This window comes from Hymenobacter negativus, from assembly GCF_016056375.1.
Classification (GTDB): domain Bacteria; phylum Bacteroidota; class Bacteroidia; order Cytophagales; family Hymenobacteraceae; genus Hymenobacter; species Hymenobacter negativus_A.
Window position 1 is genome coordinate 242,325 of record NZ_JAEDAE010000008.1, and the last position, 22,071, is coordinate 264,395.

Genomic DNA, 22,071 nt, shown 5'->3' on the forward strand with positions numbered 1-22,071 from the left:
ATGGTAAAGGAAGTCGTTAAACCGGCACGTTTACGTGGCGCTCGGCGTGGTAGGAGCTGCGCACCAGCGGGCCGCTCTCCACGTACTTCAGGCCACGACGCAGGCCTTCTTCCTTGTAATGAGCAAATTGGTCGGGGGTGATGAACTCGGCTACTTCGAGGTGGCGCTTGGTGGGCTGCAGGTACTGGCCGAGAGTGAGGATATCGAGGCCGTTGGCCACAAGGTCGTCCATGGCCTGGTACAGCTCGTCGGGCTTCTCGCCCAGGCCCAGCATGATGCCGGACTTGGTGCGGTGGCCGGCCAGCTTGGTGCGGCGGATTTGCTCCAGGCTGCGGTCGTAGCGGGCCTGGGGGCGCACGAGGCGGTAGAGGCTGCCCACGGTTTCGACGTTGTGCGAAATCACTTCCTGGCCGCCCGAAATCATTACCTCCAGCGCGTCCCAGTTGGCTTTCACGTCCGGAATCAGGGTTTCGATGGTGGTTTCGGGCGAGAGCTGCTTGGTGAGCACCACGGTGTCGCGCCACACGCTGGCGCCGCGGTCCTTCAGCTCGTCACGGTTCACGGAGGTGATGACAGCGTGCTTCACCTTCATGAGCTTGATGGCCTCGGCCACGCGACGGGGCTCGTCGAGGTCGTACTCGGTGGGGCGGCCGGTGGCTACGGCGCAAAACGAGCACGAACGGGTACAGATGTTGCCCAGAATCATGAACGTGGCCGTGCCCGCGCCCCAGCACTCGCCCATGTTGGGGCAGTTGCCGCTCTCGCAGATGGTGTGCAGCTTGTGCTCGTCGACGAGGCGGCGCACGGCGGCGTATTCTTCGCCCACGGGCAGCTTCACGCGCAGCCAGTCGGGCTTGCGGGGGCGGGCAGGGGCAGCCGTTTCGGGCTGGATAACGGGCAAATCAATCATAAAACGAATTATGAGTTATAAATTATGAATTATGAGTTGGCAGCAGGGAAGAAGCGGATGCCCAAGCACAACAAAATTACGAACGAAGTGCTTCGACGCCGGCTCCGGGCGCAAACTCATCATTCATAATTTATAACTCATAGTTATTTAGGACCGGTGCCCGAAATACAGCGTCAGGTACACGGAAGGGAAGAACTTGCGGTTCAGCGCGTCGGTGTCGGACAGGGTGCTGGGGCTGAGGATGAGCAGGCGCTTGGTGAAGCCTTCGACCAGGAAGCCTACTTCCAGCCCCGTTACGGCGTCGCGGTAGCGGCCATACTCGAAGCTGAGGCCGCCGCGCAGGTGGAAGCCGGGCACCACCTGCGTCTGGCCAATGCCGCTAAATAAGGGGCCGTGGTCGAGAATGGCGCCCGTGATGGTGTGTTTGTACGGGTCATACTGCTCGTTCACGATTTCATCGGTCGAGAGGTTGATGACGTTCGTGCGCGTGGCGGTGCGGTCGTAGCTAATGTAATAAGGCATCAGCAAGCCGAAGGACGGGCCCACGCTGAGCAGGCCGTTTACCTGCACGCCAGCATCGGCAGCTTTGCGAAACAGGATGCGCTGGAGGCCCACCGAAGGCCGCAGCACAAATGCGTAGTTGGTTTTGCGGTTGATGTAGGTGCCGCCAATGAGGGAGTTGATGCGCTCTTCCTTGGCGTTTTTCAGCATCACGCCCTCCAGGCTCCAGAAGCGCAGCAGGCGGTCGTCCAGTACCCGCGTGGAGCGAATGGACGCGCCGCCCAGCAGCCCGCCCTGGGTGTTAAAGTTCACCCCGAAAACAAACTCCTTCTGGTACGACTGCTCATCGGAAGGCGCGTCGGAAATCATATCGGAACGCAACGGGGCCGATGAGGGGCGGGAAGGCTCGGCCGATGCGGGCGCGGTTGGCGCGGGAGTAGCTGCCGGCGCAGGGCGGCGCTCCTGAGCTTTTGCCCCGCCGGCCATGAGCAGGCCGGCAGCCAGCAGGCCCCAGCGGTAGGTAGGTGCAGAAAAAAAACGCATAATCTTCAACCGAAAAAGAACCCGAACCGACGCCGAAAACGCGGCGCACCAAGTAATACGTAAATTAGCGAAAGAACAAACAACTCTGTAAAGGTAACTTCCTGATTTGATGAGCACCGCCACTGCCCGCTACGCCGGCAACCTCCGCACCGAAGCCACGCACGTTGCCTCGGGCAATGTTATTCAGACCGATGCCCCCGTGGACAACCACGGCCGGGGCGAAGCCTTTTCCCCCACCGACCTCGTGAGCACGGCCCTGGGCTCGTGCATGATGACGGTGATGGGCATTGTGGCCGAGCGCCACCAGTGGGATTTGGTGGGCAGCACCTTTGCCGTGCAGAAGCACATGAGCACCGAAGCCCCGCGCCGCATTGCCCAAATCGATGTGACGTTTACGCTGCCCGCCAGCCTCACGCCCACCGAGCGCGCCCTGCTGGAGCGCTCGGCCCACACCTGCCCGGTGGGGCTGAGCCTGCACCCGGACGTGCGGCAAAACATTGTGTTTGAGTACAAATAGCACGGGGTCGGAAGAAAGGAACGGCTGCCTGGTTTCAACGCATGAAACCGGGCAGCCGTTCCCTCATTTGGCGCTGGCTACTAGCCGTTCACGGCCTGCTTCACATCGGCGAGGCGGATGCCCATGTGCGAGGCGTCGTAGGCACACTCGCCGTCCTTTATGAGCAGGAGCTGCGGCGACTCGTGGCGAATGCCGAACTGCTCGGCTACCTGGGCCGATAGGGGCCGGAAGCGCAGCAAGTCAAGGTAATAGATGGGCAGGTCGAGGCCACTGTCGGCCCACTGGCGCTCAATTTTGCTCTTGGCTGCCGCGCTAATGGAGCAGGTGGTGCTGTGCTTGAAAATGAGCACCGGCTGCTCGTGCGAGGCTTGGGCGAGCTGGATAATTTCGTCGGGTTGGGTGAGGGGAAGCCAGGGAGTGGACATTGTGATGCGATGAATTGGATGAAGGACTGGGGCCGGATGAATGGCGCAGGTTTGGTGCGCGGGTACATTACAACAACTTACGGCCAGTAGATTCCCGCCGGGCGGCTCATTCTTTTTAGTTGGCCTTTTCCTTCCGGTTACCGGATTGGGCGGGCGGGCGTTGCAGGTTGTTCTTTTTGCGGCGCAGGCCCAGAAAGCCGGGCGGCTTCACGTTGGGCGCGGTGCCGGATTTGTAGTTGAGGTCTTTGCGGATTTCGGGCACGGGCTGGGTGCTTTCGCCGCGCTTGAGCTGCCCGCGGGTTACGTCGAGGTGGCTGTCTTTGTAGGGCGAGTCGGTGCTGCGGTCTTCGCGCAGGGCGCGGCGGTTGGCGGCTTTTATTTTGCCGGGCTTCACGCGCTCAATCTGGGCCTGGGCCGGCGCGGCATTCAGCAGAAGTACGGCCACGGCCAGCAGCCCCAGCAGCCGGCTAAGGCTTGCCCCCAGGCGCAGGGCTTGGCGCGGGCTCCGCAGCCGGCTCCGGCTTGGGAGCGGGCATGGCTTCATCGGGCAGTTCCTGTTCGGGCGTCGTGCTGGGCTGCTTGGGCGCCGGCCGGTGGTCGGGGCTGTAGTTGGGTTTTGCATGGAAGCCGTATTTGAAGAAGTTGCGGATAGACTCGATGGGGTGGAAGCCTTTGCTCACCTTGTGGCGCTTGCGGCGGTTCAGCTTGGGCTTTTTCATGAGCCCGTGCTTGTCGTATCGCACCGTGGAGCGCTCGGGATACACGCTGCTCTTGGCGGCGGCGGTGCTGGCGCTGGCCGTGGCCCCATCGTTGCTGGGCGTCGAGACATCGGTGGCGGCTTCCGGTGCGTCGGCACCCGCTTTCTTCTTGGCCGAGGCGGCCGATTTGGCCAGGTCGTTTTGCAGCTTTTCGTGCTCCTTCTTCTCTTTCTGCTGCGCAATGAACTCCGGCGAGGGCTTGGGCGTGGGCAGCCGGTACGGGTGAAACACCTTGTGGTAAAGCGTGCAGCTACCCAGCGCACTCAGCAGCAGCACGCCCAGCAAGGACCGGAATACGACGGAGGGTAAACAGTATTTCACCGCAAAGCAGACAGAACCAATTAAATCAGAAACAGAAAGATACGCCGGGCCCGCGCGAAAACCGCGCCAACCCGGCGGCTAGTAGTTGCGCAGGGCCTGCACCTGCTCGCGCAGGCGCTGCTGGGGCAGAAAGGCGGCCTCCAGCGGCGGCGCAAACGGAATGGCCGTATCCAGCGAGGCCACGCGGCGCACCGGCGCGTCGAGGTGCTCAAAGCAATTCTCGCCAATCCAGGCCGCAATTTCGCCGCCGATGCCGCCGGTCAGCGTGTCTTCGTGCAGGATGAGGACGCGGCCGTTTTTCTCCACGGTTTTGCGCACGGCTTCCTGGTCCCAGGGCAGCAGGGTACGCAGGTCCAGAATGTCGGCCGACACGCCCAAATCCTGGCAAGTTTGCAGGGCCCAGCGCACGCCCATGCCGTAGGTAATGATGCTCAGCTCGTTGCCCTCCTGGGCCAGCGCGGCCTGGCCGATGGGCGTGGTATAGTACGCCTCCGGCACGGGGCCGGACAGGCTGCGGTACAGCATCTTGTGCTCGAAGTACAGCACCGGGTTGGGGTCTTCGAAGGCGGCGCAGAGCAGGCCTTTGGCGTCGTGCGGGTTGCTGGGATACACCACTTTCAGGCCGGGCACGTGCGTGAACCACGCCTCGTTGCTTTGCGAGTGGAACGGACCGGCGGCCGAGCCCGCGCCGGTGGGCATGCGCACCACCACGTCGGCATTCTGGCCCCAGCGGTAGTGGCTCTTAGCCAAGTTGTTCACAATCTGGTTGAAGCCGCAAGTCACGAAATCTGCAAACTGCATCTCGACCATGCTTTTCTTGCGCTTGATGCTCAGGCCCAGTCCGATGCCCACGATGGCCGACTCGCACAAGGGCGTATTCCGCACCCGCGCTTTGCCGAATTCGGCCACGAAACCTTCCGTGATTTTGAACACGCCGCCGTAATCGGCAATGTCCTGGCCCATGAGCACGAGCTCGGGGTAGCGCGTCATGCTCTGCTTCATGCCCTCAGAAATAGCATCGATGAAGCGGATTTCGCGGGCCGTGCCGTCTTTCGGCGCATCCGTGGCGGGCGCGTCGAAGGGCTGGTACATGTCGGCAATTTCCTCCTGAATGTCGGCCGTGGGCATCGGCTCGGCGTCGGCTTCCTGCAGGCCGGCCTCGATAGCGGCCTTGATTTTTTCGCGGATGCCGTGCTTGGCCGTTTCGGTGAGAATGCCTTCGTCGAGCAGCCACTTCTCGAAGTTTTCGACCGGGTCTTTGGCGGCCCATTCTTCCATCAGGCTCTGGGGCACGTACTTGGTGCCGCTGGCTTCCTCGTGGCCGCGCATCCGGAACGTGAGGGCTTCCACCAGCACGGGGCGCGGGTTTTGGCGGAGGTCTTCGGCTAGGCGCTTCACGGTGGTGTACACTTCGAGCACGTTGTTGCCATCGACCTGCACGGCTTCCATACCGTAGGCGGGGCCTTTGTCTACGAAGGACTTGAAGCGGAACTGCTCGTTGCTGGGCGTGCTCAGGCCGTAGCCGTTGTTCTCAATCATGAAAATGACCGGCAGCTGCCACACGGCGGCCACGTTCAGGGCCTCGTGGAAGTCGCCCTCCGAAGCGCCGCCGTCGCCGCTGTATGTCAGGGTCACTTTCGGTTTTTTGTCGAGCAAATCGGCCAAAGCAATGCCGCCGGCCACGGCCAGCTGCGGGCCGAGGTGCGAAATCATGCCTACGATGTGGTGCTCGTTGGTGCCGAAGTGGAAGCTGCGGTCGCGGCCCTTGGTGTAGCCGGTGCGCTTGCCCTGCCACTGCGCAAACAAGCGGCCCAGCGGCACCTCGCGCCCCGTGAACACGCCCAGGTTGCGGTGCAGCGGCAAAATGTACTCATCGGCCTCGAGCGCCAGCGTGCTGCCCACCGAAATGGCCTCCTGCCCGATGCCCGAAAACCATTTGCTCACCTTGCCCTGGCGCAGCAGAATCAGCATTTTTTCCTCAATCAGCCGGGGCCGCAGCAGGTGCTGGTAGAGGTGCAGGAGGGTTTCGTTGGAGTGGTCGTGGCGGTCAAAAGTCATGACGAGGTGGGTGGGTTTGGGTGGGCAAAGGTAGGAAAGCAGGGCGCGCACCGGGCTACTTTCCGCACCGGCCTCTGCGCAGTTCATTTCCGCCCTCATCTTTTGCTCAGAACTCCGTCCGAATTTTACCCGGCAGGTCCGGCACAGCTTTCCCGCTTTTCTTATTAAAAAAGACCGGCGGGCCGGCAGCTATGGAGAATTGCGTGCCGATGGATGAAAATGGGTAAGAGAGCAAAAAGCATAGGAATCCTAAGAGAAAATCAGCACCTTGAGCCCCAACTGTCATTCATCTCGTTTCCAATCTTCTACAGTTGTGCTTATTAAACACTTTTTACACTGATAATCAGGTAACTACTGTTCATCTACTTGCCATTAGTGGCGCACCTGTTACCCTGGCAGTTCTTTCCCTGCCCGTATTTTATGGCCGACCTGCTTCCGCTTACTTGCGTCATCGTCGACGACAACGAGATGAGCCGCCTGGCTCTGGAGCATTTTGTGGCCCTTACGCCCGGCCTGGAACTGGCCGCGACGCTCCCCGACGGCCTCACCGCCCTGCAATTCCTGCAAACGCACCCGCCGATTGACTTGCTGCTGCTCGACATCGAAATGCCCCACCTTACCGGCCTGGAGCTGATTCGGATATTGTCGCAGCCGCTACCGGCCATTGTGCTGGTCACCTCGCACCACAGCTTTGCCGCCGAGGCCTTTGAGCTGCCCGTGGCCGACTACCTTGTGAAGCCCGTGGACTACGCCCGCTTTCTCCGGGCAGTGAAGCAGGTGCGAGCCTTGCGGCCGGCCCTTGCGCCTCCCCTCCCCGCGCCGGAAAACTCCAATGTGTTTGTCAAAGTCAATGGCCGGCTGGTCCGCATCAATTTCGATGAGGTGTATTACATCGAAGCCCTGTCCACGTACTCGGTGCTGGTCACGGCTACGCACAAGCACATTGTGCACCTCACGCTCAAAAGCCTGGAGGAGCGGCTGCCGTTCAGCCACTTCGTGCGGGTGCACCGCTCATACATCGTGAACACCCGCCTCATCGATGCCATTGATGACCACCAACTCACGCTCGGCCCCTATACCGTGCCCGTGGGCAAGCTGCACAAAGCCGAGCTGATGCGGCGGCTGGCCCCGCTTTAGGCGGCGGCTTCCAGCGCGGCCAGCTCGGCCGGCATGGCGGCCAGCACCCGGCCCACCACGGCGGCCAACTGCTCGACGGCTTCCGCCAGTACCTCCGGCGCGGGCAGCGTGGCCGGCGTGGCCTTGGGGTGGGCCCGGCCGAGGGTTTCCAGCGGCGCGGCTGCGGCCACCACGCCCAGAGCCAGCAAATTGGGCTTGATGTGGTGCGCGATTTCGGCTACCTGAGCCCAGTGCCGGGCGGCAGCGGCGGCGCGCAACTGCGCCAGGCTCAGCGGCATGTTGGTCTGGAAGGAGCGCAGTATCTGCCCCACAAAAGCGGCGTGGCCCTGCGACTGCTGGCGCAGGCGTGCCAGGTCGTAGAGTGGCTCCGCGGGGGCAGCGAGCAAGGCCTCCATCTTGTGGTACAGCACTTCTTCATCGAAGGGCTTGGCCAGGTAATCGTTCATGCCAGCGGCCAGGTACTGCTCTACATCAGAACGAAAAGCATTGGCGGTAAGCGCAATAACCGGCGTATTGGCCCGCCGTGCATCGGGCAGCTGGCGCAGGTTTCGGGTCACGTCCACGCCGCTCATACCGGGCATCTGGATGTCCATCAGCACGATGTCGTAATAGTTGGCTTCCAGGCAGGCCAGGCCGGCGGGGCCGTCCACGGCTTCCTCCAGCACCACGCCCCAAGGGGCCAGCGTCATCTGGGCCACGGCCCGGTTTATTTCGTTGTCTTCCACCATCAGCACGCGCACCCCGGCCAGCCGGCCGGTGTCGTAGGCAGCGGTGAAGCCCCGCGCCTGCGCCGGCACCGGAGCTTTGGGCAGCGTCACGGTGAACACAAACGTGGTGCCTCGGCCCACGGCGCTGGTCATGGTGAGCGTGCCGCCCAGCTGCGCCACCAGGGCCCGGGCAATGCTCAGTCCCAGCCCGGTGCCGCCAAATTGGCGGCTGGTATCGGCATAAGCCTGGGTGAAGCTCTCGAAGATGCGCTCCTGCTGGGACGGGGCAATGCCAATACCGGTATCGGCCACGCTGAACCGGACCGTTAGGGTGTCGGCCGTTTCGGCCACCAGCTCGCTCGACGCGTTGATGATGCCCCGCTCCGTGAATTTGAGCGCGTTGCTGACCAGGTTGATAATAATCTGGTTGAGGCGGTGCGCGTCGCCAATTACCCAGGGCTGGGGGCAGCTTGTGCGCAGCGAAGTACCCTCGAAAACCAGGCCTTTCTCGGTGGCCTGCAAGGCCAGCGGCTGCAATGCAGCGCTCACCGAATCGCAGAGGTTGAACGCCACCTGCTCCATTTCCAGCTTGCCGGAGCTGATTTTGGCCATGTCGAGCACGTCGTTCACCACGCTCAGTAGGTGCTGCCCGGAGCGCTGCATGATGTCGATGAGCTGCTGCTGACGCGGGTCGAGCGGGGTTTTGGTCAGGTGGGCCGCCATGCCCAGCACGCCGTTGAGCGGCGTGCGGATTTCGTGGCTCATGTTGGCCAGGAAATTCTGACGGGCCGTGGCGGCGGCCTCGGCCGCCAGCTGGGCGGCCTTCAGCTCGGTGATGTCGGTGCTCACGCCCAGTACGTGCACCGTGCCGTCGGGACGGTGCAGCGGGCGCTTGGTGGAGTGGTACCAGCGCACGCTGCCATCGGCCAGCGTGAAGCAGTCTTCCACCACTATTTCGCGATTGCCATCCATCACCTGGGCATCGATTTCGGCGAAGCGGGCCAGTTCCTCGTCGCGGGTGCGGTGGCGGCTGTCGGCATCGCCGCTCAGCTGGGCGGCCGCGTGAAGCTCCTGAATGGCGCGATTCTGAAAGAGAAACTTGCCGGCCCGGTCGCGCACGAAAATCATGCTGGGCGTGGTGTCCAGCACCTGCCGAGTAAATGCCTGCTCGTCGGCCAGGGCCTGCCGGGCTTGCTCGCGGTCGGTCACATCCAGGCCGTAGCCGATGAACCACGCCAGCGCGCCATCGGGCCCGAACACTGGTTGCAGGCGGCGCAGAAAATGGCGCGGGCCACTAGGTTTGGCCACTACTTCGGTCCATTCCACCACCTGGCCGGCACAGGCGCGGTCGAACAGGGCGCGGTGCCGGGGGGTAAATTCGGGCGGACAGCCGGGCTGCGGGGCCAACTCGGCCAGGGTTTTGCCCTGGGCTGCCTGGCGGGCGGCGGGGTCGGCCATGGCCGCCGGGTTGAGGTACTGAAAGCGTAACTCGGCATCCACCACCCCTATTTCGGCCGGCAGACTATTGAGAATGGTTTCATAAAAAGCCAGCTGCTGCGCGGCTGACGAAGCTTGTTCGCGGGCCAGAGCCAGTTCCTTTTCAAGAGCCGCGATGCGGGCCGTTGCCTCGGCGAGCGTAGCGGATGCTTCGAGGGATGTAATAGCGGGTAATGAATCGGGCATAGAACAAGGGCATAGGCAGCTAAATAAAGGTCCGGCAGAAGGTGTACTTAGAGGATAGTTCGTGCTCGAATGGCCGATTTAGCCGGACCAATGGCATTTTTTTCTGGTTAAAACTGCCGGGGCCTTTTTTCAACGTAGCGCGTCTGGGTTTCGTGTGCCTGGCATTTGGTGCCCGAATGCCTCTATTGAACCGGCAGAGGCAGGGGACCGGCAAGTCTGTTTCTGAGGCGCGTCATGTTTTTGTCCCCAACCGCAAACCCGCCGTGCTTTTTCGAGGTTAATCAGCCTCGGGCGCGGCTCGTACCTTTAGCCCTTTCCATTGCTTTTACTATGATTCATTTTACCGAATTCACCCTCGACAACGGCCTGCGCTGCATTGTGCACGAAGATTTCAGCACGCCGATGGCCGTGCTCAACGTGATGTACGACGTGGGCTCGCGCGATGAGGACGCCGAGCACACCGGCTTTGCGCACTTGTTTGAGCACCTCATGTTTTCGGGCTCCGTCAACATTCCCAGCTACGATGAGCCGCTGCAGCGCGTGGGCGGCGAAAACAACGCCTTCACCTCGGCCGACGTCACCAACTACTACCTCTCGCTGCCGGCGGCCAACCTCGAAACCGGCTTCTGGCTCGAAAGCGACCGGATGCTGAACCTGGCCTTCTCCGAAAACGGCCTCGAAGTGCAGCGCAAAGTGGTGGTGGAAGAGTTCAAGCAGAGCTACCTCAACCAGCCCTACGGCGACGTGTGGCTCCAGCTTAAGCCCCTCGCCTACCGCACCCACCCCTACCAGTGGAACACCATCGGCAAGGAAATCTCGCACATCGAAAACGCCGTGATGGACGACGTGCGCGGCTTTTTCAAAAAGCACTACGCCCCGCAAAATGCCGTGCTGGTGGTGGCCGGGGCCGTGAGCGCCGCCGACGTGCGCCAACTGGCCGAGAAGTGGTTTGGGCCCATTCCTGGCGGGCCGGCCTACCAGCGCCAGCTGCCCCAGGAGCCCGTGCAGGCCGAGGCGCGGCACCTCACCGCCCACGCGCAGGTGCCGCTCAGCGCCTTGTACAAGGCCTACCACATGCCCGCCCGGGGCGATGCCCGCTACCACGCCGTGGACCTGCTCAGCGACATGCTGGGCCACGGCAAATCGGCGCGGCTGCACCAGCGGCTGGTGAAGGAGCAGGCGCTGTTCAACAACATTTCGTCGTCGCTCACCGGCTCGCTCGACCCCGGCCTGCTCGTTATCAGCGGCAAGCTGAACGAGGGCGTGGACATTAAAGCCGCCGATGCCGCCGTGGAAGCCGTGGTGGCCGAGTTCCTGACCCAGGACGTGGATGCCCACGAGCTCGAAAAAGTAAAAAACCAGGCCGAAAGCAGCCTGGTGTTCGGCGAAATCGACCTCCTGAACCGCGCCATGAACCTGGCCTACAGCAAGCTGCAGGGCGACGCCAACCTGGTGAACGACGAAAGCCGCCGCATCCAAGCCGTGACTGTGGCCGATGTGCGCGCCATGGCCCAGCTGGTGCTCCGCCCCGAAAACTGCAACACGCTCTACTACGAAGCCGCCGCCGTGGCCGAACCAGCGTAGTCGGTAGAGGTTTCAACCAAAAAGAAAGGTCACGCTATTTGTAGCGTGACCTTTCTTTTTGCGTGTTTGCTGCACCAGCGGGGGCTTAGCGCTTAGCTTTCACCTTGGTTTTGCCGGGCGCCACCGGCACGTTGCTGTCGCGGCTGAGGGTGCTGTTGGCGGGTTTCACGTAGCGCGGGCGCGGGGTGCGGTTGTCGTTGTAGCCGCCGTTGTTCTGGTAGCCCACCTGCTTGCGCATGGGCATGCTGGGAGCCAGGTACGACATCGTGCCGTTCTTGATGTCCTCGGGCACGCCGGCCCCGTAGGGCTTGCCGGTGTGGGGGTTGATGTTGGGAGCTTTGCGGGCGCCCCGCGCCGAGTAAGGCGCAATTTTCTTGCGGGCGGCGCGGGTTTTGGTTTGCGCGTTGGCTCCGGTTACGGCAAAGGTGACCAGCAGCAGCGTGGCAAAAAAGTAACGGAACATCGATGGAATTCTGAAAAGTGAAGTGATACAAAAATAGCTGCGCCGACAGGCCGATAAGCAGGCCGGCTCCCCTCATACGCACCACGGCCCGCTACGGGTGAGGTCGAACGACGGAAGCCGACTGGCAATACGAAAAGTGGCCCGGCCGGGATTTACCCAACCGGGCCACTGCTAGGCCGAATTAGTTGCCGAGCGTGGTTTGCGTGGCGGCCGTTTTGCGGGGCGGGCGCACGCTGTAGGGCACCATGCCGTTGCTGGTGCGCATGTGTACCGGCATGCCAGGAGCGGCATACACGTTGGCGTTGTCAATCTCGCCGCGCGAGGTGCTGGCGGCGGGGTAAGCGCTGCCCCAGCCGCCGTCGGTGGTGGTTGCGGTGCTGGCCACGGCGGTCTGCATGGTTTCGAGGGGAGGCCAGCCGTCGTTCATCACGGGCGTGGTGGGGGTGGTTTTGAGGGCAACGCGGCGGGCTTTTTTGGCGGCGCGGGCGGAGGCTTTTACCGATTTATCCGTCTTCTTTTTGGCGGCGACGGGCGTAGTCTGGGCGCTGGCTTCAGCCAACAGGAACACCGACAATGCAAGGGTAAGGATGGAGCGGAACATGGCTGAAGTGAAAAGAAGCTGAGAAGAAAAAGTTGATTCGTTTAGCTGCCAGGGTACATTTCGAAAAGCGTGCCAACTTATTCGGCTTTTTCCCCGGCCCATGCAAAACGGCCCGATTGGTGCGCAAATGCGTACCAATCGGGCCGTTTCATCGACGTAAGCCCGGGTTCTACCGGGGTGTGAGCGTGGTGCCGCCTTTGGGCCGGGCGGGAGCCGGCCCGTTGTAGCTGCCTACTTTCTTGGGGTTATCCACGTTCACGGGCATGCCGGGGGCGGCATATACGCTCTGGCCCTTGCCGTCGGCGCTTTCCGTGGAGCCCACCGCGCCGTTGCCGCCGGGGCCAATTTTGGTGCGGTCACCGGTTTCGGCCGGCGCGGGGCTGGCAGTGGTGTTACGCGTCACCATCTTTTTCGGGGTGGCGGTGCGGGTGGTCGTGGTTTTGCGGGTGGCGGTTTTGGTGGCGGGGGCCGTTTGGGCCGATGCTTCGGCCGCGATGGCCAGCGCCAGTACCAGGGTGAGAACAGAACGGGTCATGAGCGTGAGTTGGGGGTGGTGAGGGAAACGGCAGTGCCGCGCGGCAACGCAGCTACAGGCATACGCGAAACCCCGCCGCGAGGTACACCCCAGTTTACCATGCCGACCCAATTAAATGGCTGCGTCCGGAAAATGCCGGGAAATACTGGTGCACGAAAAAGCCCGGCCGCTCCTTTTCAGGCAGCAACCGGGCTTTTGGCGGTGAGCTTTCCAACAGCTTTTTCATGTTGAAACGCTACCAGAATACGTTTACCAGCCCAGCGGCTCGGGCGCTTTTTTCTTGGGAGCAGGGGCAGTTTTGGCAGGAGCCTTGGCGGGTGCGCCGGCTTTGGGCGCGGCAGCCGTGGGGGCCATTTCGGCACCGTTGGCGGCGTTGCCAGCCCCGCTGGCCGCCTCGGCGGCTACCGGAGCGGCAGCGGCGGGGGCAGGTGCCGCGGGCGCGGCAGCGGCCTCAGTCGGGCGCGGGGGCCACGGCTTGTCGCGGCGGGGCTTGCGGTTGAGGCGGCGCTCGCGCGCAGCAATGGCATCGTCTTCCATCACGTGGCGGCCGCCGCGCATCATCACGGGCGCGCCGGGTGCCACCGAGATGCCCTGGCCAATGCTGGCGCTGCTGGGCGCGCCACCACCACCAAAGCCGCCTTTATCGGCCGCAGCCGGAGCGGCCGCCTCGGGCGCGGGCGTAGCGGCCGGCGCTTCGGGAGCTACGGCGGCATCACCGCCATTCTGCGTGGCCTTCTGGCCGGCAGCAGTCGAGGAACTACTCTTGGTGGTTTTCTTGGCCGGAGCTTTCTTGGGAGCATCCCAGCCCCCGGTGTCCCAGCCACCGCTTTGGGCGGCGGCGGAAGTAGCTAATCCTCCGCTGATAAGTAAAAAGAATAGGGCGCGCTTCATGGCAGGAGATTTTTGTAGATGATTTATAAACGGCGTAACTGAATGTGTTTGCGAAACGTTCGGCCAAGGCCGGAGCCTTGCCGTAACTTTGCGGGCTATGATGCAGGAATCCATTGCCGCGCTGACGGCCGAAATTACGACGGCCGAACTGAATAATCCCGCCGCCCTCGATGCGTTTCGCATCAGCTACCTCGGCCGTAAGGGCCGGCTGGCCGACTTGTTCGACCAGCTCAAGACCGTGCCCGCCGAAGACAAACGCGCTGTAGGCCAGCAGCTCAACGCCCTGAAGCAGCAGGCGCAGGCCCGCTTCGACGAAGCCCAAGCCGCCGCCGAAGCGGCAGCCGATAACGCCCCCGCCAACCCCGATTTTGATTACACCCTGCCTGTGGTGCCCAACGCCCTGGGCACCCGCCACCCCCTGAGCCTGGTGCGCGAGGAGATGCTGCGCATCTTCGGCCGCATTGGCTTTGCCGTGGCCGAAGGCCCGGAGATTGAGGACGACTGGCACAACTTCACCGCCCTCAACTTCCCCGAAAACCACCCGGCGCGCGACATGCAGGACACGTTCTTCGTGGCCCCGGTATCGCACGCGGCCGGCGCGGCCGACGCCGGGGCCACCGGCGAAGCCGCCACCGGCGCGCCCGACCTGCCGCACCTGCTGCGCACCCACACCAGCACTGTGCAGGTGCGCGTGATGGAAACCGAGCCCCTGCCCATCCGCCGCGTGATGCCGGGCCGCGTGTTCCGCAACGAGGCCATTTCGGCGCGCGCCCACATGATGTTCCATCAGGTGGAAGGCATTTTCATTGACGAAGGCGTGAGCTTCGCCGACCTCAAGCAAACCGTGTACTACTTCGTGCAGGAGCTGTTCGGGGCCGACATCAACATCCGCTTCCGCCCCAGCTTCTTCCCCTTCACCGAGCCCAGCGCCGAGATTGACATTACCTGCCTGATTTGCAAGGGTAAGGGCTGCAACATTTGCAAGTATTCAGGCTGGGTGGAGATTGGCGGCTGCGGCATGGTGGACCCCGCTGTGCTTGAAAACGCTGGCATCGACCCCGAGAAATACTCGGGCTACGCCTGGGGCATGGGCATCGAGCGCATTGCCATGCTCAAGTACCAGATTAAGGACCTGCGCCTGTTCACGGAAAACGATATGCGCTTCCTGCGGCAGTTTGAGGCGCTCTAACTCAACGACAACCGAACTAATTAGCCCAGTTGGGCATTCTAGGCAACCCATCCCGCCCCGGATGGGCACTGGCAATATTGTGATTCATGAAAGTTAGAAATCAGACCCAGAATAAGGTAAACGTCATCACCCTCGGCTGCTCGAAGAACATCGTGGACTCGGAAGTCCTGATGGGCCAGTTGCAGGCCAACCAGTTCGATGTGACGCACGAGGCCGAGAAATCGGACGCCAACATCGTCATCATCAACACCTGCGGCTTCATCGACAACGCCAAGCAGGAAAGCATCGACACCATTCTGCGCTACGCCGACGAAAAAGAAGCCGGCCGCCTCGAAAAGCTCTACGTAACGGGCTGCCTCTCGCAGCGCTACAAAGACGAGCTGGAGGTGGAAATTCCGCAGGTGGATGCCTATTTCGGCACCCTGGAGCTGCCCCAGATGCTGAAGACGCTGAACGCCGACTACAAGCACGAGCTGGTCGGCGAGCGCCTGATTACCACGCCCAAGCACTATGCCTACTTCAAAATCGCCGAGGGCTGCAACCGCCCCTGCTCGTTCTGCGCCATCCCGCTGATGCGCGGCAAGCACGTGGACCGGCCCATTGAGGACCTGGTGAAGGAAGCCAAGCGCCTGGCCGGCATGGGCACCAAAGAGCTGATTCTCATCGCTCAGGACCTGACCTACTACGGACTGCAGCACTACGGCGAGCGCAAGCTGGCCGACCTGCTGCGCAACCTGTCCGACGTGAACGGCATCGACTGGATTCGCCTGCAGTACGCCTACCCCTCGCAATTCCCGCTGGATGCGCTGGACGTGATGGCCGAGCGCGAAAACATTTGCAAATACCTGGATATGCCCTTGCAGCACGGCTCCGACAACATGCTAAAAACCATGCGCCGGGGCATCACCAAGCGCCGCACCATCGAGCTGGTGGACACCATTCGGCAGCGCGTGCCGGGCATTGCGCTGCGCACCACGCTCATCAGCGGCCACCCCGGCGAAACCGAACAGGACTTCCAGGAAATGTATGATTTCGTGGAGCAGACGCGCTTCGAGCGCCTGGGCATCTTCACCTACTCGCACGAGGAAAACACCCACTCGCACACCCTCGTGGACGACGTGCCGGCCGAGCTGAAGCAGGAGCGCGCCGACGCCATCATGGAGCTGCAGCAGGGCATTTCGATGGAGCTGAACGAGGCCCGCGTGGGCCAGACCTACAAGGTGCTGTTCGACCGCAAGGAGAGTGGCCACTTCGTGGGCCGTACCGAATTTGACTCGCCCGAGGTGGACAACGAAGTGCTGGTGCCGGTGGAAAAGGACACGTTTGTGCGTCTGGGCGACTTCGCGAATGTGAAGATTGACTCGGCTTCGGATTTCGACCTGTACGGCCACCTGGTGTAGAGACGCATACTTGCGTCTCGTCGTCTAGACCAATTCACCGGTTATCGCTCAACGACGAGATGCAAATATGCGTCTCTACCTCCCCCGCATGAAAGCCCGCCTCAACCAGCAGGACATCGAGTACCGCGTGGAGGGCCCCGCCAGCCCCGGCGCGGCCGAAATCCTGCTGGCCAATGACGTCGACCTGACGGCCACGCAGCCCTGGGCGGCGGCCGGCTACACGGTGGCGCCCTGGCTCACGCCGGCCGAAAATGCCACTCTGCGCGAAGGCCTGATTGAGCTGGTACGCACGGCCGTGCGCAATGCGGGGTTTGATATTCCGGCCGACTGGCCCGTGACCGAATACCACCGGCTGGTTGGCGACGACGATGCCCGCCACCTGGCCGTGGTGCAGCAAACCACCACCTGCCCGCTCGCAGCCCTGCCCCTGCCGGTGGCCACGCTCGAAGCGCGGGTGGCTGAGCTCTGCGGCCGGCCCATCAGTGCCCATAACCCGGCGCTGGGCCGGGCGCAGTTTCACCTGCGCATTGTGCGGCCCCGGCGCTCCGACAACAACCCGCTGCACCGCGACGTGTGGCTGGACCGGCTGCGCAATGGCATCAACATTTACTTCCCGCTGGCGGGCAGCACCGCCGATTCGTCGCTGGCGCTGCTGCCCGGCTCGCACTGGTGGCCCGAAGACCAGCTGACGCGCACCCACGCCGGGGCCGTGTACAACGGCGCGCAGTACAGCGTGCCTGGCGTGGTGGCCTCGGCCCAGCCGCTGCACCTGCTGCGTCCCAACCCGGGGCCGGAGGAGGTCATGATTTTCTCGCCTTACCTGCTACACGGCGGGGCCGTGAATTTGAATGAGGACGCCACGCGTCTTTCGCTGGAAATGCGGTTTTGGGCGGCTGAATAAGCGTGGGGTTTAACTTTTCGGCCGGGGCCGGGTTTTGTGCGGACTTTTGCCATTGGCCCGGGTTCATACCGAACCCGGCCTTGCTCGTATTCCCCTCATGCCTACTCGCTGTACCACACTGCCCTACGCCGAAACCGGCGCATTCTCGGGCCTGCTGACCGATTACATTGCCCAAAACCCGGCCCTGGCGCCGTTTTACCACCGCTTTCCGGCGCTGGAAAACTTCGCCGCCCAGATTGAAGAGAAGAAGGCCAGTTACTCGCCCGAAGCCCGCAAGCGGCTGGTGGCCGCCCTGCGCGACCAATATGGCTTGGCCCCCGAGCCGGAGCCAGCCATCGAAGCCAACCTGCTGCTGCTGGCCGAGCCCACCACCTTCACCGTGACGACGGGGCACCAGCTCAACCTGCTCACGGGGCCGCTGTATTTCATCTATAAAATTGTGTCGGCCATCAAGCTGAGCCGGGAGTTGAAGGCGAAATACCCGCAATACGATTTCGTGCCGGTGTACTGGATGGCCACCGAGGACCATGACTTTGCCGAAATCAACCACTTCTCGCTTTTCGGCAAAACCTATGCCTGGGACGCGGCCGGCACCGGCGGCCCGGTGGGCCGCCTCCCGCTCGACGGTCTCAGCGAGCAGCTGCTGAGCCAGCTACCGCCTGAGGTACCGGCCGCTTTCCATAAGGCTTATTCCGAATCGAAAACGCTGGCCGAAGCCACTCGCAAGCTGGCTGATTCCCTCTTCGGCGAGTTCGGCCTGGTGACACTGGACGCCGACCGCCCGGCCCTGAAACAGGCTCTGGTACCGCTGCTGGAAAAGGAAATTGGAACGCACGCCTCAAATGCCGCCGTGCAGGCCACCAACGCCCGCCTGACCGCCGCGGGCTACAAGCCGCAGGTGTATTCGCGGCCCGTGAACCTGTTTTTCATCACCGACGAAGGCAAGCGCGAGCGCCTGGAACCCGACGCCAGCGGGGCCGACTGCGTGGAAGTGACCATCCGCAACACCGCGAAATGCCACAGCCAGGCCGAATTGCTGGCCCTGGCGAAGGCACACCCCGAGCAGTTCAGCCCCAACGTGGTGCTGCGGCCGGTGTACCAGGAAATTCTGCTGCCTAACCTGGTGTACATCGGCGGCGGGGCCGAGGTGGCATACTGGTTCCAGCTGAAGGAGGTATTTGCGGCGTTTGGCGTGCCGTTTCCCATTGTGCTGCCGCGCAATTCGGCCGAGTACATCAGCCGGGCCAACGCGGGCAAGCTCAAGAAGCTGGGGCTGACTACGCACGAAATTTTCCGGCCGCTGCCGGAGCTGAAGAAGCAGGTGGGCGCGGCCCTCGGCCAGGAAGAAATCAGCCTGAAAGAGCAGCAGCAGGCCCTGGCCGCATCGTTCCAGCAGGTGCAGGACCTGGCCCAGCGCCTCGACCCCACCCTGGTAAAAACCGTGGCCGCCGAGGCCCAGAAAGCCGCCGCCGGCCTCGCCGGCCTCGAAAAGCGCCTGAGCAAGGCGGCGGAAATGAAGCACGAAACCGCCTACACCCAGCTGGCTGCCCTCAAGGACAAGCTATTCCCCGGCGGCGGCTTGCAGGAACGCAGCGAGAACGTGCTCAGCATCCTGATTAATAACCCCGGCTTTATCGGGCAGCTCATTGAGGCGTTTGAGCCGCTGGCGCTGGAGTTCACGGTGCTGGAGGAGGAATAAGTATTTTTGAAGCTAATCATTCATTAGGCTTCTGCTGTGAGATTTTTGCGGCCACTTCCTGCATTCTTTGGACCAACGGCGGCCGTGCCGGGCATCAGCGGTAAGTGGATAGGGAGGCTGGCTGCCATTGGCGGCATGGTGCTGGGCGTGGTACGCCCGGCAACCGCCCAGGCCAGCTATACAGGGCAGCTCGGTGGGGCTCGCGTTGAAATGTTGTTGGAACAAATTATTCTCCCGCGGGGAATAGGCGTGTACCTCTACTCAAAAGTCGGGACCCCTATCGTACTGAATAGCAACATACGCCACGGAGCTCTCGTCTTGACGGAGTACACTGCCGACCGCCCGATTACGCAGCAAACCCTCTTCAAAACCAAGTACAAGCCGACCGCCACATTCACCATTCCGGCCTTTTCGTTTAGCACCCCGGTACTGCACGGAACCTGGCGCAGCCTGACCACAAAACGGCAGCTTCCCCTAACGCTGACGCTAACAACCGGCCCCGATGATGCGGGTACGGCAGCGGCGCCGCCCACCGCGCTGCAAATGGATGCCGCACCAGATTATTATTTTAAAACGCTGCTGACAGGCAAAAGCAACGACCCGGCGACCCGGGTGAAAGCCGTGCAAGTCATTGAAAAGAAAACCAACCGCATAATTCAGCAATTTCCGGTCAACTGCCGGGCCATTGGGTCGCACAACGTATCAGTTGACGATTACAACTTCGACGGGTTGCTGGACTTCTCCATTTACGAGGATGACGCGGAAACACCGGATTTGGCTTCGTTTGGCTACAACAACAGCACGAGTCAGTATTTTTTGTACGACCCTGCTGCCAAGCAATTCATTGCGAGTGGTTTTCAGGGAATCGGCCTCACCTTCGATGCCAAGAAGAAGCGAGTATATAAATACACACCAACTAACACTTACGGAGTCGTAACTGAAGCGGAATACCGCGTGGTAAATAATCACCTCGTGCTGATAGGTAAGCGCACCTTCGAACGGTATCCACATCTCAAGGACTTGTAGTCAGCGAGCGTCGCGCCTGCAAATAGCCATGTCCACCACCAAAGTCACTTTCCGCCGCGCCGCCCTTGCCCGTCGCCTGGCCCTGCCGGCCGCCGAAGTCGCCCAACGCAGCCAGCAATTGTGCGAGCAACTCTTCCAGTATTTCCCGGTGGCGCAGTGGCGCTGGCTGCACCTGTTTCTGCCGCTGGCCCGGCGCAATGAGCCGGATACGTGGCCGATTATCCACCGCATCTGGACTGAAAAGCTGCCGGTGCGACTGGCCGCGCCCGTAGTGCAGGCCGATGGTATTTCGCTGCGCCACTATGAATTGACGCCGGCCACGCCGCTACAGTCCAGCCGCTGGGGCATCCCGGAGCCCGCCGCAATAGCTGATACGGAAGTGCCCACCATTGCTTTCGATGCCGTGCTGGTGCCGCTGCTGGCCGTGGACCGCGCCGGCCACCGCATAGGTTACGGGGGAGGATTTTACGACCGATTTCTGGCCCAGTGCCGGCCGGATACGCAGTTCATCGGCTTGAATGTGCTAGATGAGCCCCCCGTGGCCGCCATTCCCGATGTACTGCCCACCGATGTGCCGCTCACGGCCTGTATCACGCCGGGCGGCGTGTGGCGGTTTTGAGGCATCCGGCAAAAACGCAGTATTAATCTATTTATTATACGGATTGAGAATAAATTATTATTCATAATATTCTCACAATAAGGCAATAATGCGCTGCGTTGGCCGGGTATCTTTCACCTAATATCCGCCACATTATGATGACCAATGCCCAGCTGGCCACGGCCAGCCTCGACGACATCGTGTTCGATGGTCGCAACCGCCACTACGGGGCCTACGAGCTTCGGGCCCTCTACCAGCGCCACATGACGCGGGCGTTGATTATTGCCACGGCTATGCTGGCGCTGCTGCTGGTGTTTCCGCTGCTGGCGCAGCTGCTGAAGGAGGACGTGGTAGTAGCGCCGACTGATGCTGACAAAGGCAAGGTGACGCTCATTGCGCCGCCGCTAGCACCTGAAAAGGTGATTACGCCACCTCCGATAACCGCACCGCCCAAGTCAGTGCTGCCGGCTGCTCCTGTCCAACATCTGGCCACTACGCGTTTCACCGAAATGAAAGTTGCGCCCGATGACCAAGCAACGGAAGATGTACCAGACCATAAGCTATTGGAAAATAGCACAATTTCCGCCGTCACCACCCCTGGCGAGAATTCGACAGCCGACCTGGGGCCCCTGACCGACAACAGCGGACCCAAAGAAATAGGAAGTGATGTAGTAAAAGAATCCGCTTATTTCTACGTGGAGCAGATGCCGGAACTGCCGGGCGGTGGCGGCCAGAAAGCCATTGTAGCAGCTATTCAGAAGGCCGTGAAATACCCGGCATCGGCCCTTAGCAATCAGGTTGAGGGGAAGATATACGTCAGCTTCGTGGTGAATTCCGTGGGCGACGTTTCTGATGTAAAGGTGGTAAAAGGCTTAGGCTATGGGCTTGATGAAGAAACCATCCGTGCAGTAAAAACCCTGCCCCGATTCACCCCTGGCAAGCAAAACGGCCGGGCCGTCAGCGTGGCTTATACCGTGCCTATTAGTTTCAAAATTCAGTAAATCAGTTCAGCCCTCTGAACCAAAAAGCCCGCCGTGCAAACGCAGCACGGCGGGCTTTTTGCGTCATTACTTCGTCGCCGCGTCCACGCTCGTAATGCGGGCCTGGCCCCACGGCGCGATGCTGACACGCACCCGCAGCGGATGCAGGCGGCCGGCTTTTTCGAGGCGCAGGCCACTGCCTTCGGGCACATAGTAGCGCTCCAGGTTGAAGCGCAGGGCGAATGAGCCCCGGTACACATCCGTGACCCAGCCGCGCAACACCGCCTGTCCTGCGCCAGCCTTAGGCGCTTGCGGATACACGCCCACGGCCGTGCTGAGGCTGTCGGCCCCCGTGGCTAGCAGCACGAACACGGCCTGCCGACGTTGGGGCGCCCCGGAGCCGTGCCAGGCGCTCAGGGGGGTGGCACTGATGGCGTAGTGCAGGCGTACAAAGTCGCCGTAGAGCAAATCCTTGGGGTCGATGGGCGTGGTGGCTAGGATTACCCGCTGGCCCAGGGCCGTGGTGGCGTAGCCCGCGCCGGCCACGCCCAGCACGTAGAGCACCTGCGCGGCCACCAGCGCCCGCAGCAGCGGGCGGCGGCGCGCCGGGGCCGAAAACCAGGAGAGCAGGTCGGTCACGTTAA

At 62.1% G+C, this 22,071-nt stretch carries 23 protein-coding genes; 10 read left to right on the top strand and 13 right to left on the bottom strand.

The annotated features are described in order from the left end of the window. Positions 1-16: 16 nt before the first annotated feature. Together lipA and I7X13_RS16895 are read right to left on the bottom strand one after the other, a co-directional pair. The gene (gene lipA / locus I7X13_RS16890) at positions 17-910 is read right to left on the bottom strand and encodes a lipoyl synthase (RefSeq protein WP_198076365.1); all 894 of its coding nucleotides are present in this window, start codon (positions 908-910) and stop codon (positions 17-19) included. Positions 911-1,057: 147 nt separating this feature from the next. Continuing rightward, positions 1,058-1,954 carry a hypothetical protein gene (locus I7X13_RS16895; protein ID WP_198076366.1) on the bottom strand — a complete coding sequence of 299 codons (897 nt, stop codon included), beginning with the start codon at positions 1,952-1,954 and terminating at the stop codon, positions 1,058-1,060. A 109-nt stretch (positions 1,955-2,063) separates the two neighbouring features. Between I7X13_RS16895 and I7X13_RS16900 the strand changes: the two genes are divergently transcribed. Next, the gene (locus I7X13_RS16900; RefSeq protein ID WP_198069857.1) at positions 2,064-2,471 is read left to right on the top strand and encodes an OsmC family protein; all 408 of its coding nucleotides are present in this window, start codon (positions 2,064-2,066) and stop codon (positions 2,469-2,471) included. Positions 2,472-2,551: 80 nt separating this feature from the next. Here the strand turns inward: I7X13_RS16900 and ytxJ are convergent, their stop codons facing one another. From ytxJ to I7X13_RS16920, 4 genes are all read right to left on the bottom strand, one after another. Further along, a complete protein-coding gene (gene ytxJ / locus I7X13_RS16905) occupies positions 2,552-2,896 on the bottom strand; it encodes a bacillithiol system redox-active protein YtxJ (RefSeq protein ID WP_198069856.1) in 345 nt (114 codons plus the stop codon). Positions 2,897-3,011: 115 nt separating this feature from the next. Next, complete coding sequence (locus I7X13_RS16910) at positions 3,012-3,341, bottom strand: hypothetical protein (protein WP_198076367.1); 330 nt, start codon at positions 3,339-3,341, stop codon at positions 3,012-3,014. A gap of 22 nt (positions 3,342-3,363) precedes the next feature. Further along, on the bottom strand, positions 3,364-3,975 hold the full coding sequence (locus I7X13_RS16915; RefSeq protein WP_198076368.1) for a hypothetical protein: 612 nt from the start codon (positions 3,973-3,975) through the stop codon (positions 3,364-3,366). Between the two features lie 78 nt (positions 3,976-4,053). Continuing rightward, positions 4,054-6,033, bottom strand: coding sequence for an alpha-ketoacid dehydrogenase subunit alpha/beta (locus I7X13_RS16920; protein WP_198069853.1), 1,980 nt, complete (start codon positions 6,031-6,033; stop codon positions 4,054-4,056). Between the two features lie 420 nt (positions 6,034-6,453). Between I7X13_RS16920 and I7X13_RS16925 the strand changes: the two genes are divergently transcribed. Beyond that, entirely contained in the window at positions 6,454-7,170 is a 717-nt protein-coding gene (locus I7X13_RS16925) for a LytR/AlgR family response regulator transcription factor (protein WP_198076369.1), read from the top strand. Here the strand turns inward: I7X13_RS16925 and I7X13_RS16930 are convergent. Then, positions 7,167-9,560, bottom strand: a complete 2,394-nt coding sequence (locus I7X13_RS16930) for a PAS domain-containing protein (RefSeq protein WP_198076370.1) — start codon at positions 9,558-9,560, stop codon at positions 7,167-7,169. The two genes, I7X13_RS16925 and I7X13_RS16930, sit on opposite strands and share 4 nt — an antisense overlap. A gap of 330 nt (positions 9,561-9,890) precedes the next feature. On the opposite strand from I7X13_RS16930, the gene I7X13_RS16935 reads away from it, so the two are divergent. Continuing rightward, entirely contained in the window at positions 9,891-11,144 is a 1,254-nt protein-coding gene (locus tag I7X13_RS16935) for a M16 family metallopeptidase (protein ID WP_198076371.1), read from the top strand. Positions 11,145-11,229: 85 nt separating this feature from the next. Here I7X13_RS16935 and I7X13_RS16940 read toward each other — a convergent pair whose 3' ends face one another. The 5 genes from I7X13_RS16940 to I7X13_RS16955 form a co-directional block, all read right to left on the bottom strand. Then, positions 11,230-11,607 (bottom strand): hypothetical protein, encoded by a 378-nt coding sequence (locus I7X13_RS16940; protein ID WP_198076372.1) that lies wholly within the window; start codon positions 11,605-11,607, stop codon positions 11,230-11,232. A 181-nt stretch (positions 11,608-11,788) separates the two neighbouring features. After that, entirely contained in the window at positions 11,789-12,208 is a 420-nt protein-coding gene (locus I7X13_RS16945; protein ID WP_198076373.1) for a hypothetical protein, read from the bottom strand. Between the two features lie 169 nt (positions 12,209-12,377). Next, positions 12,378-12,743, bottom strand: a complete 366-nt coding sequence (locus I7X13_RS16950; RefSeq protein ID WP_198076374.1) for a hypothetical protein — start codon at positions 12,741-12,743, stop codon at positions 12,378-12,380. 94 nt (positions 12,744-12,837) lie between these two features. After that, positions 12,838-12,969: a hypothetical protein gene (locus I7X13_RS21780; protein WP_262895114.1), complete on the bottom strand. Its 132-nt coding sequence runs from the start codon at positions 12,967-12,969 to the stop codon at positions 12,838-12,840. Positions 12,970-12,992: 23 nt separating this feature from the next. Beyond that, complete coding sequence (locus I7X13_RS16955; protein ID WP_198069846.1) at positions 12,993-13,634, bottom strand: hypothetical protein; 642 nt, start codon at positions 13,632-13,634, stop codon at positions 12,993-12,995. Positions 13,635-13,734: 100 nt separating this feature from the next. Between I7X13_RS16955 and pheS the strand changes: the two genes are divergently transcribed. The 7 genes from pheS (at position 13,735) to I7X13_RS16990 (ending at position 21,448) form a co-directional block, all read left to right on the top strand. Next, positions 13,735-14,823 carry a phenylalanine--tRNA ligase subunit alpha gene (gene pheS, locus I7X13_RS16960; protein ID WP_211532104.1) on the top strand — a complete coding sequence of 363 codons (1,089 nt, stop codon included), beginning with the start codon at positions 13,735-13,737 and terminating at the stop codon, positions 14,821-14,823. Between the two features lie 86 nt (positions 14,824-14,909). Further along, positions 14,910-16,223, top strand: a complete 1,314-nt coding sequence (gene rimO, locus I7X13_RS16965) for a 30S ribosomal protein S12 methylthiotransferase RimO (protein ID WP_198076375.1) — start codon at positions 14,910-14,912, stop codon at positions 16,221-16,223. Between the two features lie 88 nt (positions 16,224-16,311). Beyond that, a complete protein-coding gene (locus I7X13_RS16970) occupies positions 16,312-17,124 on the top strand; it encodes a phytanoyl-CoA dioxygenase family protein (RefSeq protein WP_198076376.1) in 813 nt (270 codons plus the stop codon). Positions 17,125-17,221: 97 nt separating this feature from the next. Further along, positions 17,222-18,823, top strand: a complete 1,602-nt coding sequence (bshC, locus tag I7X13_RS16975; protein ID WP_198076377.1) for a bacillithiol biosynthesis cysteine-adding enzyme BshC — start codon at positions 17,222-17,224, stop codon at positions 18,821-18,823. 45 nt (positions 18,824-18,868) lie between these two features. After that, positions 18,869-19,849 carry an XAC2610-related protein gene (locus I7X13_RS16980; RefSeq protein ID WP_198076378.1) on the top strand — a complete coding sequence of 327 codons (981 nt, stop codon included), beginning with the start codon at positions 18,869-18,871 and terminating at the stop codon, positions 19,847-19,849. Between the two features lie 28 nt (positions 19,850-19,877). Next, entirely contained in the window at positions 19,878-20,468 is a 591-nt protein-coding gene (locus I7X13_RS16985; protein WP_198076379.1) for a 5-formyltetrahydrofolate cyclo-ligase, read from the top strand. Between the two features lie 134 nt (positions 20,469-20,602). After that, on the top strand, positions 20,603-21,448 hold the full coding sequence (locus I7X13_RS16990; RefSeq protein ID WP_233454823.1) for an energy transducer TonB: 846 nt from the start codon (positions 20,603-20,605) through the stop codon (positions 21,446-21,448). 66 nt (positions 21,449-21,514) lie between these two features. Here the strand turns inward: I7X13_RS16990 and I7X13_RS16995 are convergent, their stop codons facing one another. Further along, the gene (locus I7X13_RS16995) at positions 21,515-22,066 is read right to left on the bottom strand and encodes a GDYXXLXY domain-containing protein (RefSeq protein ID WP_198076380.1); all 552 of its coding nucleotides are present in this window, start codon (positions 22,064-22,066) and stop codon (positions 21,515-21,517) included. Positions 22,067-22,071 lie beyond the last annotated feature (5 nt).